The 17,580-nt window shown below is 66.8% G+C and carries 16 protein-coding genes and 3 pseudogenes; 9 read left to right on the top strand and 10 right to left on the bottom strand.

Features of this window, described 5'->3' with window-relative positions; translation table 11 throughout:
- Window positions 1-266: pseudogene (locus VF649_RS08785) on the top strand (lipoyl synthase); the annotation flags it as partial.
- Complete coding sequence (locus VF649_RS08780; RefSeq protein WP_331011581.1) at window positions 266-745, top strand: type II toxin-antitoxin system RatA family toxin; 480 nt, start codon at window positions 266-268, stop codon at window positions 743-745. The pseudogene VF649_RS08785 and the gene VF649_RS08780, both read left to right, overlap by 1 nt.
- Here the strand turns inward: VF649_RS08780 and VF649_RS08775 are convergent.
- Genes VF649_RS08775 through VF649_RS08765 form a run of 3 tightly spaced genes read right to left on the bottom strand, consistent with a single transcriptional unit; the run spans window position 688 to window position 2,890 of the window.
- Window positions 688-1,209, bottom strand: a complete 522-nt coding sequence (locus tag VF649_RS08775; protein ID WP_331011580.1) for a CinA family protein — start codon at window positions 1,207-1,209, stop codon at window positions 688-690. The genes VF649_RS08780 and VF649_RS08775 overlap by 58 nt on opposite strands.
- 1 nt (window position 1,210) lies before the next feature.
- A complete protein-coding gene (locus VF649_RS08770; protein WP_331011579.1) occupies window positions 1,211-1,732 on the bottom strand; it encodes a hypothetical protein in 522 nt (173 codons plus the stop codon).
- Window positions 1,733-2,890 (bottom strand): bifunctional 2-C-methyl-D-erythritol 4-phosphate cytidylyltransferase/2-C-methyl-D-erythritol 2,4-cyclodiphosphate synthase, encoded by a 1,158-nt coding sequence (locus VF649_RS08765; protein WP_331011578.1) that lies wholly within the window; start codon window positions 2,888-2,890, stop codon window positions 1,733-1,735.
- An 86-nt stretch (window positions 2,891-2,976) separates the two neighbouring features.
- Between VF649_RS08765 and dusB the strand changes: the two genes are divergently transcribed.
- The 7 genes from dusB (at window position 2,977) to hflX (ending at window position 12,151) form a co-directional block, all read left to right on the top strand.
- Window positions 2,977-3,978, top strand: a complete 1,002-nt coding sequence (gene dusB / locus VF649_RS08760; RefSeq protein ID WP_331011577.1) for a tRNA dihydrouridine synthase DusB — start codon at window positions 2,977-2,979, stop codon at window positions 3,976-3,978.
- Between the two features lie 4 nt (window positions 3,979-3,982).
- Window positions 3,983-5,041 carry a two-component system sensor histidine kinase NtrB gene (locus VF649_RS08755; RefSeq protein WP_331011576.1) on the top strand — a complete coding sequence of 353 codons (1,059 nt, stop codon included), beginning with the start codon at window positions 3,983-3,985 and terminating at the stop codon, window positions 5,039-5,041.
- Window positions 5,038-6,486: a nitrogen regulation protein NR(I) gene (gene ntrC, locus VF649_RS08750; protein WP_331011575.1), complete on the top strand. Its 1,449-nt coding sequence runs from the start codon at window positions 5,038-5,040 to the stop codon at window positions 6,484-6,486. Before VF649_RS08755 ends, ntrC begins: the two co-directional genes overlap by 4 nt.
- Window positions 6,487-6,559: 73 nt before the next feature.
- Complete coding sequence (locus tag VF649_RS08745; protein WP_414713654.1) at window positions 6,560-8,842, top strand: sensor histidine kinase; 2,283 nt, start codon at window positions 6,560-6,562, stop codon at window positions 8,840-8,842.
- Between the two features lie 3 nt (window positions 8,843-8,845).
- The gene (locus tag VF649_RS08740) at window positions 8,846-10,231 is read left to right on the top strand and encodes a sigma-54 dependent transcriptional regulator (protein WP_331011573.1); all 1,386 of its coding nucleotides are present in this window, start codon (window positions 8,846-8,848) and stop codon (window positions 10,229-10,231) included.
- Window positions 10,232-10,271: 40 nt separating this feature from the next.
- Window positions 10,272-10,853 carry an RNA chaperone Hfq gene (gene hfq / locus VF649_RS08735; RefSeq protein ID WP_331011582.1) on the top strand — a complete coding sequence of 194 codons (582 nt, stop codon included), beginning with the start codon at window positions 10,272-10,274 and terminating at the stop codon, window positions 10,851-10,853.
- Window positions 10,850-12,151: a GTPase HflX gene (hflX, locus tag VF649_RS08730; RefSeq protein ID WP_331011572.1), complete on the top strand. Its 1,302-nt coding sequence runs from the start codon at window positions 10,850-10,852 to the stop codon at window positions 12,149-12,151. The genes hfq and hflX overlap by 4 nt, the downstream gene beginning before the upstream one ends.
- On the opposite strand, the pseudogene mazG reads toward hflX, so the two are convergent.
- From mazG to VF649_RS08695, 7 genes and pseudogenes are all read right to left on the bottom strand, one after another.
- Window positions 12,142-12,888: pseudogene (gene mazG, locus VF649_RS08725) on the bottom strand (nucleoside triphosphate pyrophosphohydrolase). The gene hflX and the pseudogene mazG sit on opposite strands and share 10 nt — an antisense overlap.
- 19 nt (window positions 12,889-12,907) lie before the next feature.
- The gene (locus VF649_RS08720; RefSeq protein WP_331011571.1) at window positions 12,908-13,606 is read right to left on the bottom strand and encodes an aspartate/glutamate racemase family protein; all 699 of its coding nucleotides are present in this window, start codon (window positions 13,604-13,606) and stop codon (window positions 12,908-12,910) included.
- A gap of 286 nt (window positions 13,607-13,892) precedes the next feature.
- A complete protein-coding gene (locus VF649_RS08715; RefSeq protein ID WP_331011570.1) occupies window positions 13,893-14,066 on the bottom strand; it encodes a hypothetical protein in 174 nt (57 codons plus the stop codon).
- Complete coding sequence (locus VF649_RS08710) at window positions 14,053-14,832, bottom strand: MBL fold metallo-hydrolase (protein ID WP_331011569.1); 780 nt, start codon at window positions 14,830-14,832, stop codon at window positions 14,053-14,055. Before VF649_RS08710 ends, VF649_RS08715 begins: the two co-directional genes overlap by 14 nt.
- Entirely contained in the window at window positions 14,829-15,605 is a 777-nt protein-coding gene (locus VF649_RS08705) for a TatD family hydrolase (protein ID WP_331011568.1), read from the bottom strand. Before VF649_RS08705 ends, VF649_RS08710 begins: the two co-directional genes overlap by 4 nt.
- A gap of 31 nt (window positions 15,606-15,636) precedes the next feature.
- Window positions 15,637-17,166: a methionine--tRNA ligase gene (gene metG, locus VF649_RS08700; protein WP_331011567.1), complete on the bottom strand. Its 1,530-nt coding sequence runs from the start codon at window positions 17,164-17,166 to the stop codon at window positions 15,637-15,639.
- Window positions 17,163-17,580, bottom strand: a pseudogene (locus VF649_RS08695) (DNA polymerase III subunit delta'); the annotation flags it as partial. The gene metG and the pseudogene VF649_RS08695, both read right to left, overlap by 4 nt.

The following is a 17,580-nucleotide window of genomic DNA, read 5'->3' as shown; positions in this document are numbered from 1 at the left end:
GGCTGGAGGTGCATCAGGTGATGGACGACATGCGATCGGCCGGCATCGATTTCCTGACGATGGGGCAGTATCTGCAGCCGACACCCAAACATGCCAAGGTGATGGATTTCGTGACGCCCGCGACCTTCAACGCCTATGCCTCGATCGCGCGGGCCAAGGGGTTCCTGCTGGTGGCGGCCAGTCCGCTGACGCGGTCAAGCTATCATGCCGGCGATGATTTCGCGAAGCTGCGATCCGCGCGTGAGGCGCAACTGGCGAAGCGCTGATGCCGCGTCACAGCGAAACCCGCCAGCTGCCCTATACGCCGGAACAGATGTTCGATCTGGTCGCGGACGTCGCCCGTTACCGCGAATTCCTGCCGTGGGTGGCGGCCGTGCGGGTGCGATCGAACAGCGAAACCGAGATGGTCGCGGACCTTGTGGTCGGGTTCAAGGCGCTGCGCGAATCCTTCACGTCCAAAGTGGTGAAGGTGCGGCCCGAACGGATCACGGTCGAATATGTCGACGGGCCGCTGGAACATCTGGTCAATGACTGGACGTTCCGCCCGGACGGGCAGGGTGGAACATTGATCGATTTCTGCGTCGATTTCGCGTTCCGATCACGCATTTTCGAAGCGATCGCCGGCCAGGTGTTCGAGCGCGCGTTGCGCAAGATGATCGGGGCGTTCGAGGAACGCGCGGCCGTGCTTTATGGATCGAGCGTCGTGCCCGGCATCAGCAGGTCGAGCGCGCACAACGCCGCCTGAAGCCGGACGCCGGCGCGGCCGAGATCGCCGAACTGGCGCATGTCCGCGGTCACCTCGTCCGGGTCGCTGTCCTTGTCGGCGCGCGCGAAGACCACCGTGCCGACGGGCTTCTTGACGCTGCCGCCTTCGGGACCTGCGATTCCGGTGATCGCCACCGCCACGTCGGCGCGGCTTTTGGCCAGCGCGCCGCGCGCCATGGCCCAGCCGACCGCGATCGACACCGCGCCGAACGTCTCGACCACATCGTTGCTGACGCCCAGCAGATCGACCTTGGCCAAATCGCCATAGGTCACGAACCCGGCCTCGAACACCGCGGACGAGCCCGGAATCTCGGTCAGCGCCGCCGAAACCAGCCCGCCGGTGCAGCTTTCGGCGACTGTGATCCGGCGGCCGGCGGCGATGTTGGCGTCCACCACGCGTCGGGCGGCGTCGACCAGTTGGACGGGCAGCAGAGTGTCGGTCATGTCAGCGGGCTCCAGCCTCCGGGGCAGAACAGATACGTATACCGGTGCGGGAGGTTGCACGACGGTCCAGCTGGACCAGCGCGACCAGCAGCGATGCGACATTGCCGAGCGGCAATGGGCTGATCTGCTCCGCAATCCGGCTGATGGTCGGGCAGTCGCGGGTCGCGACCGCATCGCGCACCCGGTCGGTGATGAGTCCTTCGACCATGGTCGACAGCGTGGTGGGATCGAGAAAGTCGGGCATGGTCTGCCCCGACAATCGTTCCAGCACCGGCAGCGCCGCTTCGGCACTGCCCCCGCCGTCGCGGCGATAGCGTTGCGCCATGCCCGCCCCGTTGCGGCTCAGCCAGGCGGCGGCAGGCAGCAGCGGACGACACCGCGCGGCCGTCGCCTCGATCGCCGCCGGCAGTGCATAGGCGACGACGGAGCGCGCCTCCGCCTCGCTCAGGCAATCGTTGGATTGCGCAAGCCCCGGGCTGGTCGCCAGCAGCGCCGCCATCAGGAAGGCAAAGCGGGGCCGCATCTAGTCGCTCTCCGGCAGGCGTATGGTCGCCACGGCCTGTGCCGCAATTCCTTCGCCGCGACCCGTGAAGCCCAGCCGTTCGGTCGTGGTCGCCTTCACGCTCACCCGCGTCTCCGCCAGTTGCAGCAGCCGCGCGATGTTGGTGCGGATCGCGGCACGGTGCGGCCCGACCTTCGGCGCTTCGCAGATGATGGTGACATCGACATGATCGAGCATGCCGCCCCGCGCGGTCAGCAGGTCGCGCGCATGGATCAGGAACCGATCCGACGCCGCGCCGCGCCATTGCGGGTCGCTGGGCGGGAAATGATCGCCGATGTCACCCGCGCCGATCGCGCCGAGCAGCGCATCGGTGATCGTGTGCAGCACGACGTCGGCATCGCTATGGCCCTTCAGCTTGGCGCCGTGCGGAACCGCGATCCCGCCCAAGATGACATGATCGCCCGGTTCGAAGGCATGGACGTCGAACCCCGATCCGACCCGCACGACCATCGTTGCGGCCTGCGCCCGGGCCTGCGCCTGCGCCAGATCATGCGGGTGGGTCAGCTTGTCGAGCGCGGGATCACCCGGAACCGGAACGACGTCGCCGCCGGCCGCGCGCAGCATCTGCGCATCATCGGTCGCCTCCATCGCTGCGTCCCAGCGGACATGCGCGGCGCGGATGGCGGCCATATCAAAGGCTTGCGGCGTCTGCACCCGCACCAGCCCGGCGCGCGGGACGACCGCGCCCAGGACCGTGCCGTCCTGTGCCAGCGTGTCGGCGACGGGCAGGACCGGAACCGCGCCATCCGCGCCGTCCAGCGCCGCCAGCAGCCGGTCGATCACCGCCGCCGGCACGAACGGGCGCGCCGCATCATGGATCAGCACGCGGTCCCCATCCACCGCCGCCAGCCCCGCCGCGACGGACGCCTGCCGGGTCGCCCCGCCGATCACCGGGGCGGGCAGGGGGCGCGTGCCGATCGCGGCGCGGTACGCGCCCTCCTGGCCGCTGCCGATCACCACCTGCACCGCATCAATGGCGGGATGATCCAGAAATGCGTCGACCGCCTGTGCCAGCACAGTGCGCGACCCCAGCGACGCATATTGCTTGGGAACCAGGCTGCCCATGCGGGTGCCGGATCCGGCGGCAACGATCAGGGCCACGGTGCGCTTGGTCTGCATGGCCGCGTGCCTAGCCGAGCCGGACGTCCGCCGCCAGCCGCTTATCCGGCTGGCACTCTGCCTCATTTTCGGGCATATTGGCTGTCATGCCCCACATGCTGTCCCCGATCGCCATCGGTCCCGTGCGGATCGACAATCCCGTGATCCTGGCGCCGATGACCGGCGTCACCGATCTGCCGTTCCGCCGGATCGTGCGGCGCTACGGATCGGGCCTGAACGTGACCGAGATGATCGCCAGCCAGGCCATGATCCGCGAGACGCGGCAGTCGTTGCAGAAAGCGGCGTGGGATCCGATCGAGGAACCGGTATCGATGCAGCTGGCGGGCTGTACCGCGCGCGAAATGGCGGAGGCGGCCAAGCTCAACGAGGATCGCGGCGCAGCGATCATCGACATCAACATGGGCTGTCCGGTCCGCAAGATCGTCAATGGCGATGCCGGGTCCGCGCTGATGCGCGATCTGGTCAACGCCGCGGCGATCATCGACGCGACGGTGAAGGCGGTGCGCGTCCCCGTGACGCTGAAGATGCGGATGGGCTGGTGCCATGACAGCCTGAATGCGCCGGAACTCGCGCGCATCGCGGAGGATCTGGGCGTGAAGATGGTGACCGTCCATGGCCGGACCCGCAACCAGATGTACAAGGGCACCGCCGACTGGAAGTTCATCCGGCGGGTCAAGGATGCGGTTTCGATCCCGGTGATCGCCAATGGCGACATCAACAGCATCGACGATGCGGTGACCGCGCTGGCGGAGTCGGGCGCGGACGGCGTGATGATCGGGCGCGGCGCCTATGGCAGGCCCTGGCTGTTGGGACAGGTGATGCATTATCTCGCCACCGGCGAACGCCGCCCCGATCCTGCGATCGCGGATCAATATGCCATGATCGTCGGGCATTATCATGCGATGCTCGATCATTATGGGCGGGATATCGGGGTCAACATGGCCCGCAAGCATATCGGCTGGTATACCAAAGGACTGGAAGGATCGGCCGAGTTCCGCAACCGCGCGAACCAGATCGCGGATCCGGACGTGGTGCTGGACATGCTCGAACGCTTCTACACGCCGTGGCTCTGCCGCGCGGCGGCCTGACGCCTTGATCCCGATCGAAATTGCGGCGGCACTGTTCGTGGCCGGACCGACGCCCTGCGTCGCGGTCGACGAGGGGGACCGCGTGCGCGAGGCCAATCCGGCAAGCGAGGCCCTGTTCAACCTGTCGCGCGCGATGATGATCGGTCGGTGCATCGACGACCTCATCGGTCCCGGACCGACCGGCGCGGCGGTCGTGGCGCCCTATGCCGCCTATAATCAGACATTGGTGCTGCCGGATGGCCGCAGCATGGTGGGCGATGTCGTGGCCGCACCGCTGGTGGGACAGGCGGGACAGGCGGGATGGCGGGTGATGGCCATCCATATCCGCGGGCTCGGTCCGATGGGCAATCGCCGGGATGGCGGGCAGCGGACCGCAACCGCCGCCGCCGCGATGCTGGCGCACGAGATCAAAAATCCGCTGTCCGCCATCCGCGGGGCGGCGCAGCTGCTCGACCGCGACGATGACGAGACCGCACCGCTGACGGGCTTGATCCGCGACGAGGTCGACCGGATCGCGCGGCTGATCGATCGGATGGAGGGCTTTACCGACCCGCGTCCGATCGCGCGATCGCCGCAGAACATCCACGCAATCCTGGCGCATGCCCGCGAAGTGGCAGTGCAGGGATTTGGTCGCAATGTTTCGATTCGGGAGCTTTACGATCCGTCGCTGCCACCCGTTCTCGGCAACCGCGATGCGCTGGTTCAGGTGTTCGTGAACCTGATCAAGAATGCGGTCGAGGCGATGGCGGGGCAAGCCGGGCAGATCGTGCTGCGAACCGCCTACCGATCGGGATTGACCAAGCGCCGCACCGCCGACGCGCCGCTTGCGCTGCCGATCGAGGTGTGCGTGATCGATGACGGACCCGGCCCGCCGGACGATATCGTCGACCTTCTGTTCGAACCGTTCGTGACGTCGAAACGCAGCGGTGGCGGCCTCGGCCTCGCGCTGGTCGACAAGCTGGTCGCGGACCATGGCGGCGTGGTGGAATTCGCGCGCGAAGGCCGCCCGCCGCGCACCGTCGTCCGCCTGTTGCTGCCGCGCGGCGGGGATCGTACCGCATGACCGGTCGCATCCTGGTGGTGGACGATGATGCCGCGATCCGCACCGTCATGCGCGAATCGCTGCGGCGCGCTGGGCATGTCGTGGAACTGGCGGAAACGCTGGCGGCGGCACGTGCCGGCATCGCTACGTTCGCGCCCGACGTGCTGGTGACGGATGTCATGCTGCCCGATGGCAACGGGCTGGATCAGTTGCCCGCCATGATCGCGCTGCGACCCGGCATGCCGGTGATCGTGCTGTCCGCGCAGAATACGCTGGCGACCGCGGTGCGGGCGACCGAACAGGGCGCGTTCGACTATCTGCCCAAACCCTTCGATCTCGGGGAACTGGGGCGTTCGGTGGAAGCGGCGCTGGCGCTGATCGGTCGCGCGGCGGAGGTGCCGGACGACGGCGTCGCATCGGACGGACTGCCGCTGATCGGGCGGTCGCCCGCGATGCAGGATGTCTACCGCACGATCGCCCGCGTGGTTGCGAACGACCTGACCGTGTTGGTGCTGGGCGAAAGCGGCACCGGCAAGGAACTGGTGGCGCAGGCGATCCATGATCTCGGCCCGCGCGCGGCACGGCCGTTCGTCGCGATCAACATGGCCGCGATTCCGCGCGACCTGATCGAAAGCGAGTTGTTCGGCCATGAACGCGGCGCGTTCACCGGTGCGGCACAGCGCAATGTCGGGCGGTTCGAACAGGCGCAGGGCGGCACGCTGTTCCTCGACGAGATTGGCGACATGCCGATCGACGCGCAGACCCGCCTGCTACGCGTTCTCCAGTCCGGCGCCTTCACCCCGATCGGCAGCACGCGGCAGATCAACGCCGACGTCCGGGTGATCGCGGCGACCCACAAGGATCTGGGCGCGCTGATTGCGGAGGGGCGGTTCCGCGAGGATTTGTTCTACCGCCTGAACGTGGTGCCGGTACGTTTGCCATCGCTTCGGCAACGCGGATCGGATATCGTTGATCTGGCCCGGCATTTTCTGGATCGCGCGGCTGCCGACGGTTTGCCGCGAAAGCGGCTGGCGGATGCCGCATGCGAACGGTTGATGCAGCATGATTGGCCCGGCAATGTCCGCGAATTGGAAAATGTCATGCGGCGCGCGGCCGTGCTGGCGCGGGGCGATGTCATCACCACCGACCTGCTGGATCACGAACTGGGCGGCGCGGCGGCGAGCTTGGAGGCGGTGGCGGGCGGCGGCGAGGGCGATCTCGCGACCGTCATCGATGAATGGATGGCCGGCTGGTTCCTGCGCCATCGTGGCGTGATGCCGCCGGGAGGCCTGTATGACAGCCTGTTGCCGGCGTTCGAGGGTCCGTTGCTGCGCCATGTCCTGCTCGTCGCGCGCGGAAACCAGTTGCAGGCGGCGCGGATGCTCGGGATCAACCGCAACACGTTGCGCAAGAAGCTGGTTTCGCTCGGGATCGAGGCCGCCGATCTGCGCCGGCCGGAGGTTTAGGGCCAGGGCCGGCGCGGGTAAGTGTGGCGTCGCCGCAACAACAGGATATGACTGCGAGTCGATGACCGCCGAGATGACTCGTCCTGTCCGGCGCGCACCGCGGTGGCGCCGACTTGCAATCCTGATCAGGCAGCGCCGGTTGCTGCGCGTCGTGGAACTGCTGGTGCTGCTGACCGTGATCGGCGTCGCAGCCGGTAGTTATCTGGTGATATCGCACAGCGGAAAGAACGACACGCTGCTGACGCCGCCGGTGGTGGCCCTGCTACTGGTGGCGAATCTGGTACCGATCATCTCGCTGATGGTGTTCACGGCGCGCCGGGTCGCGATGCGGCGTGCGGCGGCATCGCCGATCGGCGGCGGCGGGCGGCTGCACGTCCGTTTGGTCGCGTTGTTCTCGGTCGTGGCCAGCGTGCCGACGCTGCTGGTCGTGGTGTTCGCGTCGCTGCTGTTCCAATATGGCGTGCAATTCTGGTTCTCGAACCGGGCGCGGGCGGTGCTGGAGAACAGCAACGAAGTGGCGCAGGCCTATATCAAGGAAAACAGCCGGCGGCTGGCGAACGACATGGTCGCGTCCCGCACCGATTTCCGCAGCGCGGTCAGCCAGGCGTCGTTGCAGGACCAGCGCATGCAATATTTCGTGGCGGAGCAGATCGCCTATCGGCAGTTCGGCGAGGCGGCGCTGATCCAGATCGGTGGCGACGGCATACCACGGCTGCTGATCGGATCGCTGGACGAACGGCCGCTGGAAAAGCGCCTGCCGCCTGCGGCCCTGCCGGCCCTGCGCGACGGCAATCCCCGGACATCCTTTGCGGCGGGGGACCGGGTGGAGGCGACGATTCTGTTCGATCCCGCCAGCCGCACCTACCTCTACGCGTCACGCTCCGTGAACCCGGTCGTGCTGCGTCAGTTTTCGCGCGGTCGCGAGGCCCTGACCGAATATAATGCGCTGCTCGATCGATCGCGGTCGCTGCAGTTGCAGTTCAACGCCGCGCTGCTGCTGGTGTCGTTGCTGATCGTCGGCGGATCGATCTGGGTCGCGCTGGCGGTGGCGGACCGATTCGTGCGGCCGGTGGGCGAACTGGTCGGCGCGGCGCGGCGGGTCGCCGGCGGCGATCTTTCGGTGCGGGTCCGGATGCCGCGCGGGCAGGATGAGGTCGGCACGCTTGCCCTGGCGTTCAATCGCATGACCCGGCGCCTGTCGGAACAGACCGGCGCGCTGGTGGCCGCCACGGATCAGGCCGAAAGTCGGCGCGCGTTGATCGAAGCGGTGTTGTCCGGCGTCACCGCCGGGGTGGTTTCGGTGGATGCCGATGGTTGCATCCGCATCGTCAACACCACGGCGGCGGCCTTGCTGAAGACCGATGGGCTGAGCCCGATCGGGCGACCACTGGCGGAGGTTGCGCCGGAACTGGAGTCGCTCCGCGTCTCGGGCGATCGCCAGGCGGTGGTGCAACTGGCCAGCGGCGGGGACCTGCGCACGCTGGCGGTGAAGCGTGTGCGGACGGAGGATGGCGACGTGCTGACCTTCGACGACATCACGCAGCAGCTGCTGGATCAGCGCCGCGCGGCCTGGGCCGATGTCGCCCGCCGGATCGCGCATGAGATCAAAAATCCGCTGACGCCGATCCAGCTGGCCGCCGAGCGGCTGCAACGGCGCTATGGCCGCGAGATCCAGTCGGATCCGTCGACGTTCGAGCGGCTGACGCAGACGATCGTCCGTCAGGTCGGCGATCTCCGGCGGATGGTGGATGAGTTCAGCTCCTTCGCGCGGATGCCGAAACCGGTATTCCGAGAGGAGGAGATTGCGGAGATCGCGCGGCAGGCGCTGTTCCTGCACGAAGTGGCGCATCCCGCGGTCGGCTTCACGCTGATCGCCGCCGATCCAGGGCCGCACCTGGTCTGCGACCGGCGGCAGCTGGGACAGGCGCTGACCAACATCGTCAAGAACGCGGTCGAGGCGATCGAGGCGCGCAGCCCGGATGCACCCGAGGGCGCGGTCGCGCTGACCGTGCGCGCGGAAGGCGAGCGCGAGGATGGCGCGGGGCCGAAACGCGTGCTGATCGAACTGGCCGACAACGGCATCGGCCTGCCGCCGGAACGCGAAAGGATCATCGAACCCTATATGACGACACGGTCGCGTGGAACCGGATTGGGGCTCGCGATCGTTAAGAAGATCGTAGAGGAACATCATGGTACGATCGCGTTCGATGATCGGCCGGGCGGCGGCACGATCGTGCGGCTGTCGTTCGATGCTGCGACCCTGGCGCCGCTGGCGGGCATCGGGGTGACGGAGGATGACGATAACGGCGAACGCGAACGGCGCGTTCCCGAACTTACTCGAATGAAGGCCGATTGATCGATGGCGCTGGACGTATTGGTAGTCGATGACGAGCAGGACATCCGCGAACTGGTGGCGGGTGTGCTGGAGGATGAGGGATATCAGGCGCGGGTAGCGGCCAACAGCGATGCGTGCCTGGCGGCGCTGGCCGAACGGCGACCGTCGCTGGTCCTGCTCGACGTCTGGTTGAAGGATTCCAAGCTCGATGGGCTGGATCTGCTGGACGAGATCAAGCGGCGTGATCCGTCGCTGCCGGTGTTGGTGATTTCCGGCCATGGCAATATCGATACCGCCGTGTCCGCCGTGCGGCGTGGTGCCGCCGATTTCATCGAGAAGCCGTTCGAGGCGGAGAAACTGCTGCTGCTGGTCGCGCGGGCGACCGAAACCGACCGCCTGCGCCGCGAAAACGCGTCGCTGCGCGCGCAGATCGGGCAGGAGGAGGAGCTGACCGGAACATCGGTCGGGATCAACAGTGTGCGCGCAACCCTGAAACGCGTCGCCAGCACCGGCAGCCGCGTGCTGATCACCGGTGGCGCCGGCGTCGGCAAGGAGGTTGCCGCCCGCCTGCTGCACATGTGGAGCACGCGGGATTCCGCACCGTTCGTGGTCGTGTCGGCCGCGCGCATGACGCCGGAGCGGGTAGAGGAGGAATTGTTCGGGATCGAGGACGCGACCGGCGCCGTCCGTCCCGGCCTGCTGGAACAGGCGCATGGCGGCACGCTGTTCCTGGACGAGATCGCCGACATGCCACTGACCGCGCAGGCGAAGATCCTGCGCGTGCTGACCGATCAGAGTTTCAGCCGGGTCGGCGGCCGCCGCATGGTCAAGGTCGATGTCCGGGTGGTGTCCGCCACCGCCCGCACGCTGCCGACCGAGATCGAGGCGGGGCGGTTTCGCGAAGATCTCTATTACCGCCTGAACGTGGTGCCGGTGCATATTCCGTCGCTGACCGAACGGCGCGAGGATATTCCCGCGCTGGTCGATCATTTCGTCGCGCGCTACGCCACCGAACGGCGGGTCGCGACGCCGACCGTATCGGACGAGGCCTATGCCGCGCTGCAATCCTATGACTGGCCCGGCAATGTCCGCCAGTTGCGCAACATCGTCGAACGCACGATCATCATGGCGCCGGGCGACCGCATCGGGCGGGTCGATGTCGACATGCTGCCGCCTGAGGTGATGTCCGACCAGGAGAAGTTCGCGCCCAGCAACGCGTCAAAATCGATCATGGGCACGCCCCTGCGCGAAGCGCGCGAGACGTTCGAGCGCGAATATCTGCGCGTTCAGATCCGGCGGTTTTCCGGCAACATTTCCCGCACCGCGACGTTTATCGGGATGGAACGATCAGCACTTCATCGCAAGTTGAAGACGCTGGGGCTGGCGGAGGCAAAGGAAGACGGCGAATGATGCGGGGCGGCAGGTTTACCTCCGCGATCCGGCACCCTACATACCGCCAGTCGGGGCACGGTGCCCCGATGCACGACGTCCTGCAAGGGCGCGCCGCGGACATCATGTTCCGCCAAGACCGGAGACCGGCACCATGGCCGAAAAGGTCAACAACCTGCAAGATATCTTCCTCAACACACTGAGAAAGACCAAAACCCCGGTGACCATGTTCCTGGTCAAGGGTGTGAAGCTCCAGGGGATCATCACCTGGTTCGACAATTTTTCCGTCCTGCTCCGCCGCGATGGCCAGTCGCAGCTGATCTACAAGCATGCGATCTCCACCGTGATGCCGGCGCAGCCGGTCGACCTGAGCGAGGTCGAGGCATCGTTCGAGGAACGCAAGGCGACGCTGTTGCAGGAGATTTTCCTGTCCGCCGTCCGCAAGCAGCGCGAACCGGTGACGATGTTCCTGGTGAACGGCGTGATGTTGCAGGGCGAGATCGCGGCCTATGACCTGTTCTGCATGATGCTTCGCCGCGACGGCCTGTCGCAGCTGGTTTATAAACATGCGATTTCCACGGTGCAGCCGGCCAACCCCATTTATCTGGGCGGCGGCGACGAACATGATGAGGATGAGGATTGAGCGGCTTCAACCGTGCCGATGACGATGGGGTGACGCGGGGCGCGCGCGCCATCGTCGCCCTGCCGGAACGCGGCGAGAATGCGCGCACTACCGAGGCGCGGCTTGACGAGGCCGCCGGTCTGGCGGCGGCGATCGGCATCGTGGTGGTGGACCGCGTCGCGGTGCGCCTGCGCGAAATGAAGGCGGCAACGCTGTTCGGATCCGGCCAGGTCGAAAATCTGGCGACGGCGGCGCGGATGGCGGAAGCCGAACTGGTGATCGTCGACGCATCGCTGTCGCCTATCCAGCAGCGCAATCTGGAAAAGGCGTTTGGCGCCAAGGTGATCGACCGGACCGGGCTGATCCTGGAAATCTTCGGCGAACGCGCGGCCACGGCCGAGGGACGGTTGCAGGTCGAACTGGCGCATCTGGACTATCAGGCGGGCCGGCTGGTGCGCAGCTGGACCCATCTCGAACGGCAGCGCGGCGGTTTCGGCTTTCTGGGTGGCCCGGGTGAAACCCAGATCGAGGCCGACCGCCGCCTGATCCGCGACCGGATGGCGAAGCTGAAGCGCGAGCTGGAACAGGTCGCGCGCACCCGCACGCTCCACCGGTCACGGCGGCAGAAGGCGCCGTGGCCGACGATCGCGCTGGTGGGTTACACCAATGCCGGCAAGTCGACGCTGTTCAACCGCATGACTGGGGCCGCCGTCATGGCGGAGGATCTGCTGTTCGCGACGCTGGACCCGACCATGCGGCAGATCAGCCTGCCGGGCATCGACAAGGCGATCCTGTCCGACACGGTGGGTTTCGTGTCCGACCTGCCGACGCAGTTGGTGGCGGCGTTCCGCGCGACGCTGGAGGAGGTCACCGCGGCCGACCTGATCCTGCATGTCCGTGATATCTCGCACCCCGACAGTGCGGCGCAGGCCGCCGATGTGCTGACGGTCCTGCGGGAGATCGGCGTGACGGGAGAGGAGGGGGCCCCGATCTTCGAGGTCTGGAACAAGCTCGACATCCTGCCGCCCGATCTGGCCGAACATGCCGCCAACGAAGCGGCGCATCGTGACGATGTCGCGATCGTGTCTGCGCTGCAGGGGACGGGGATTGCGGAATTGCGCGACGCGGTGTCGCTCCGCCTGACCCAGGGTGCGCGGTTGCGGCATGTCGATCTGGATGCCGGCGATGGCGCGGACCTCGCCTGGCTGCACGCGCACGGTGATGTCGTGACCAGCATGCCGGAGGGCGACCGGATGCAGGTCGATGTGCGAATGACGGAGATGGAGTGGGACCGGTTCCAGGCGCGGCGTCAGCCCTGATCCTGCGCCTCGGCCTGCTTCACGCGAACCCATAACGCTTCCTGCTCGTCCAGGCTGCGGTTCGGAAAGGCGGGGTCGAGCGCCTCCATCGCGGCGAAACGGCGTTCGAACTTTCCATTGGCCGCGCGCAGGGCCGCCTCGGCATCGACCCCCAGATGCCGGGCCCAGTTGACGACCGCGAACAGCAGGTCGCCGACTTCCTCCGTTCAGTGGGCCGGATCGCACGCCGCCTCCACCTCGGCCAGTTCCTCGTCGATCTTCGCGCGCGGACCCGCTGCATCGGGCCAGTCGAACCCGACCCGCGCGGCGCGGCGTTGCAGTTTTCCCGCGCGCAGCAGTGCGGGCAGACCGCGCGCCACGCCGCCGAGCGCGCCGGCCACCGCGGCGCCGGCCCGTTCGCTGGCCTTGATCGCCTCCCAGTCCGCTGCCTCGGCATCCCCGAAGATATGCGGGTGGCGCCGCTCCATCTTGGCGATGATCGATGCCAGCACGTCGTCGATCGCGAACGCCCCGCGGTCCGCCGCGATCGCGGCATGGAACACCACCTGCAATTGCAGATCGCCCAGTTCATCCTGCAACGCCGCCATGTCATCGCGTTCGATCGCATCCGCGACCTCATGGGCCTCTTCGATGGTATAGGGCACGATCGACGCAAAGTCCTGCGTCCGGTCCCAGGCACAGCCGTCGGGGCCACGGAGGACGGCCATGATATCGATGAGGCGATCGAAGGCGTGCATGTCTGTTCCAACCAGGCTGTCAGGGGGTGGCGAGGGCAGCGTCCACCGCCGCCAGCGCGTGAAGGGTCGTCGTATCGAACAGCGGCACCGCGCTGTCATCGGGACGGACCAGCAGCATGATCTCGGTACATCCCAGGATCACGGCTTCGGCACCGGCATCCACGAGCCGCGCGATCACCGCGCGATATGTGGCACGCGCTTCATCGGTGATCTTTCCCGCCACCAATTCCTCATAGATGATCCTGTGAACCGCGGCACGATCCTGATCGCCGGGTATGAGGACGCGCAATCCGTGCTGCTCGGAAAGCCGATCCTTGTAGAAACCCTCTTCCATCGTGAACGCGGTACCCAGCAGGCCAATGGTGCGAAAGCCGGCTTGCCGGATCTTCTCGGCAGTGGGATCGACGATGTGCAGCAACGGGATGCCGACGGCGGCCTGAACCGCCCCGGCCATGCGGTGCATGGTGTTGGTGCAGATCAGCAGCACCGTCGCGCCGCCGGCCTCCAGCCACCGGGCGGCGTCGACCAGATGTGCCGTCAGGGCGTCCCAGTCTCCGCGATGTTGCAGCGCCTCGATGTCGGAAAAGTCGAACGACCACAACAGGCAGCGCGCCGACGCCGTCGGCCCTGACCGATCGCGCACGCCTTCGTTCAACAGCCTGTAATAGTGCGCGGAACTCTCCCAACTCATTCCGCCGATCAAGCCGATCGTCTGCATCGCTGTCCTCCGGGCCGCGTCGGTGCGGGTAGGGCGGCCAACCTTGTAGCGCAGTGGCGTCCGCACCGACACCTGCTTCGGACAGGCGGCGCCCGGACAGCGTGACTAGCGTGCGCGGGTTTACGGCACATCCGGTGCGCCCCAGTTACGCGTCATCCCGGACGTGATCCGGGATCCCGTGGCGCAGGCAAAGCGCATCAGACGCTGAATCACGGATACGAAACGGGTGACGACTCCCTGCTGGCCTTCCATCCCAGTCTGATAATATATATTATGTTAAATCAGGTTATCGGTTGAAGAGCAATCCGGACAACAGCGCCGCAGTCGCGAAGATCACGACCCAGATCAGGCCATGGCGCACGATCCGTCCCGTCGGCTGCCACCGGACCACAAGCGCGCTGCCGACCAGCACGATCGCCAGCAGAAGATAGAGGATGTTGGCGCCGTCATCGACCGTCATGGCCAAACCTCCGGATCAGGCCGTCATGGCCCGGCACGATGCCGACCGGCAGCGCCGCGCAGAGCGGATGATAGTCCATCGACTGGTCCATATGCGTCAGGATCGCTTCGGCGGGCCGCAGGTCGGCAATCCAGCCGAGCGTCCGATCGAGATGCGCATGGCTGGCATGCGGCGCGCGGCGGAGCGCATCGACGATCCACAGGTCAAGATCCCGATACAGTGTGGCCATCGCGTCGGTCATCGCGTGGACATCGGTGGCATAGCCGATCGCGGTACCGTCATGATCGAAACGCAGGCCGGCGCTGGTGGTCGATCCATGTGGTTGATCGACCACGCGGACGCGAATGTCGCCGACCTGCTGATCATCGCTCAGGACGCCGCCATCGACGGTGGCCGGATAGCCTTGCTTGCCCTGAAACACATAGCCGAACCGCCGTTGCAGCGCCGCGAGCGTCTCGGCGCGCGCGAAGCCCGGCACCGGCGAACCGCGTGCGTGGAAAAGCTGGCGCAGGTCGTCGATGCCATGACAATGATCGGCATGGTCATGGGTCCAGATCACCGCATCGACCACGCCGATGTCGGCGGCGAGCAACTGTTCGCGCATATCCGGTCCGGTATCGACCAGGATCCGGGTGGTGGCGGTTTCCACCACGATCGCGGGCCGCGTGCGCCGGTTGCGCGGTTCATCCGGATCGCAGGCGCCCCATTCCCGACCGATGCGGGGCACGCCCGACGACGTGCCGCACCCCAGGATCGTGAGCTTCACGCCGCCGCCTTGGCAAACAATGTGAAGAAGTTCGTACGGGTTTCTTCCGCCAGCTGTTCGATCGTGACGCCGCGCAGTGCCGCCAGATAGCCGGCGGTATCCGCCACGAACGCCGGTTCGCCCAGCCGGCCACGATGCGGCACGGGCGCCAGGAACGGGGCATCGGTTTCGATCAGCAGGCGATCGGCAGGCAAGCCGGCGGCGGTTGCCTGCAGCGCCTTCGCATTCTTGAAGGTCACGATGCCGGAGATCGAGATATAAAGACCCAGTTCCAGCGCCCTGGCGGCAAAACCATCGGATGCCGTGAAGCAGTGGATGACACCGCGATACGCCCCCTTCCCCATCTCCTCCGCCAGAATGTCGGCGGTGTCGGCCTCCGCATCGCGCGTGTGGACGATCAGCGGCAGCCCGGTTTCGCGCGCGGCGGCAATGTGCGCGCGGAAGCTGCGGCGCTGACGATCGCGGTCGCTATGGTCGTAATGATAATCCAGCCCGGTTTCCCCGATCGCGATCACGCGCGGATGCGCGGCGACGGCGACCAGCCGGTCGGTATCGACATCGGGGTGGGCATCCGCTTCGTGCGGGTGGATACCGACCGAGGCCCAGACATCATCATGCGTATCGGCGGTCGCGATGATGGCCGCCCATTCGCGCTCGCGGGTCGCGATGTTGAGCATCGCGCTCACGCCCCGCGCGCGCGCGCGATCGAGGACCGCGGCCTGATCCTCGATCAGGCCGGAATAGTTCAGATGGCAATGGCTGTCGGCAAACATCGCTCGCAGATAAGCGTTGCGCGCGCCGGCGTCACCCCGCCTTTTCACCCTCCAGCCGGGGGAAGATGCCGGCGGGCGCGGGCAAGGGCGTCCCGGGAACCAGCGGTGTGGCCAGCGCCGCGAAATCGCGGGCGTCGGCCCCCTGCGCGAGTTGATCGAGCAGGCGGTCGGCGCTGCCCGGCACCGCCCAGCGCACCAGAATCGCAAGCCGGCGTACCGCCTCCGCCGTATGGTAGAGCACCGTGTCGGCCGCGGCGGGATCGGTCTTGCGCAGCGCCCAGGGCGCGTTGTCCGCGAAATAGCGGTTGGCGTCCCCCACCGCTTCCCAGATCGCCTCCAGCGCGCGGTTGGGTGACAGCTGCGCCATCGCCTGATCCACGGCCGCCTTGATGCCGGCGCCGGCCAGGTCCGGATCCTGCGATCCAGCCTGTGGATTGGGGACCATCCCGTTGACATTCTTGGCAATGATCGACAGGCAGCGCTGCGCGAGATTGCCGAGCCCATTGGCGAGATCGGCGTTGGCGCGGGTCACGATCGCATCGGCGGCATAGCTGCCATCCTGCCCGAAACTCACCTCGCGCAGCAGGAAATAGCGGACCGGATCGACGCCGTAGCGCATCGCCAGATCCTGTGGATCGACGACATTGCCGAGCGATTTCGACATTTTTACGCCGCGGTCCAGGACATGGCCATGCCCGAACACCGTCTTCGGCAGCGGCAGCCCGGCCGACATCAGGAACGCCGGCCAATATACGGCGTGAAACCGTACGATATCCTTGCCGATCACGTGCAGATCCGCCGGCCACCAGCGCGCCAGCCGCTCCGGATCGTGCGGATAGCCGACCCCGGTCAGATAGTTGGTCAGCGCATCGACCCAGACATACATGACATGATCGGGGCTTCCCGGAACCTTCACGCCCCAATCGAAACTGGCCCGCGAAATCGAGAGGTCGTTCAGCCCGCCGCGTACGAAGGCGATCACCTCGTTCCGGCGGCTTTCGGGCAGGATGAACGCCGGGTGCGCGTCATAATAAGCGAGCAGGCGATCCTGAAAGGCCGACAGGCGGAAGAACCAGCCTTCCTCCGCCGTCCAGGCGACCGGCGATCCTTCGGGCGATAGCTTCTCGCCGTCCGGCCCGTCGATCAGTTCCTTTTCGTCGTAAAAGGCTTCGTCGCGGACCGAATACCAGCCCTCGTAGCGATCGGCATAGATGTCGCCGGCATCGGCCATCGCCTGCCACAGGGCCTGGCTGGCGGCGTGATGGGCGGGTTCGGTGGTGCGGATGAACCGGTCATGCGAGATGTTGAACGTCCGGGCCATCTCCTGGAAATAACCCGACATCTCGTCGGCCAGTTCCCGCGCGCTGATCCCGCGGGCGCGCGCCGCCTGATCCATTTTCAGGCCATGTTCGTCGGTACCGGTCTGAAAATAGACGTCGCGCCCGGCCAGCCGGTGATAGCGCGCAATGGCATCGGCGGCGATCGCTTCATAGGCATGGCCGATATGCGGCCGGCCGTTGGGATAGCTGATCGCGGTGGTGATGTAATAGGGATCGGTCATGCGCGGTCCTTAACCGAGCCTGCGGACGGAGCAAGGCCGGCGGCGATGCCGGCGATTTCGAATACGGTGGCCTGCGGATCCAGCGAGAGCCGCACCGCCCCCGCCGCCAGGCGCCGCACCCGTTCCCAGGCGGCGATCGCATCGTTCAGCGCCGCCCCGTGCCTCCCGCGCGCCGCGGCGGCGAAACGGCTGGGCGCGCGGTCCAGGAACGCTTCATAGCGTGCCTGCGCCGCCTTGGTCGCCATGGTGCGGGCAAAGCCGTTGCGCACGGCGTTGGTCGGGTCACCCTCGGTCATCAGCCGGTCGAGCGTGGTGTCGATCGTGGCGATATCCAGCCCCGCGAAACGGAGCGCACGGCCCGGCGATCCATCCCCCGCCGCGATCAGCGCGGCGCGTTCGTCCGCCGACAGGCCG

Source organism: Sphingomonas sp., from assembly GCF_036387535.1.
Lineage (GTDB): Bacteria > Pseudomonadota > Alphaproteobacteria > Sphingomonadales > Sphingomonadaceae > Sphingomonas_R.
The sequence above is the reverse complement of the archived record's forward strand: the minus strand, read 5'-3'. Positions and strand labels throughout refer to the sequence as shown.

What these genes read in the sequence shown, in the direction of transcription:
- VF649_RS08780 (WP_331011581.1), top strand. Translation starts at nt 266, where the DNA reads ATGCCGCGTCACAGCGAAACCCGCCAGCTGCCCTATACGCCGGAACAG.
- VF649_RS08775 (WP_331011580.1), bottom strand. Translation starts at nt 1,209, where the DNA reads ATGACCGACACTCTGCTGCCCGTCCAACTGGTCGACGCCGCCCGACGC.
- VF649_RS08770 (WP_331011579.1), bottom strand. Translation starts at nt 1,732, where the DNA reads ATGCGGCCCCGCTTTGCCTTCCTGATGGCGGCGCTGCTGGCGACCAGC.
- VF649_RS08765 (WP_331011578.1), bottom strand. Translation starts at nt 2,890, where the DNA reads ATGCAGACCAAGCGCACCGTGGCCCTGATCGTTGCCGCCGGATCCGGC.
- dusB (WP_331011577.1), top strand. Translation starts at nt 2,977, where the DNA reads ATGCCCCACATGCTGTCCCCGATCGCCATCGGTCCCGTGCGGATCGAC.
- ntrC (WP_331011575.1), top strand. Translation starts at nt 5,038, where the DNA reads ATGACCGGTCGCATCCTGGTGGTGGACGATGATGCCGCGATCCGCACC.
- VF649_RS08745 (WP_414713654.1), top strand. Translation starts at nt 6,560, where the DNA reads ATGACTCGTCCTGTCCGGCGCGCACCGCGGTGGCGCCGACTTGCAATC.
- VF649_RS08740 (WP_331011573.1), top strand. Translation starts at nt 8,846, where the DNA reads ATGGCGCTGGACGTATTGGTAGTCGATGACGAGCAGGACATCCGCGAA.
- VF649_RS08720 (WP_331011571.1), bottom strand. Translation starts at nt 13,606, where the DNA reads ATGCAGACGATCGGCTTGATCGGCGGAATGAGTTGGGAGAGTTCCGCG.
- VF649_RS08715 (WP_331011570.1), bottom strand. Translation starts at nt 14,066, where the DNA reads ATGACGGTCGATGACGGCGCCAACATCCTCTATCTTCTGCTGGCGATC.
- VF649_RS08705 (WP_331011568.1), bottom strand. Translation starts at nt 15,605, where the DNA reads ATGTTTGCCGACAGCCATTGCCATCTGAACTATTCCGGCCTGATCGAG.
- metG (WP_331011567.1), bottom strand. Translation starts at nt 17,166, where the DNA reads ATGACCGATCCCTATTACATCACCACCGCGATCAGCTATCCCAACGGC.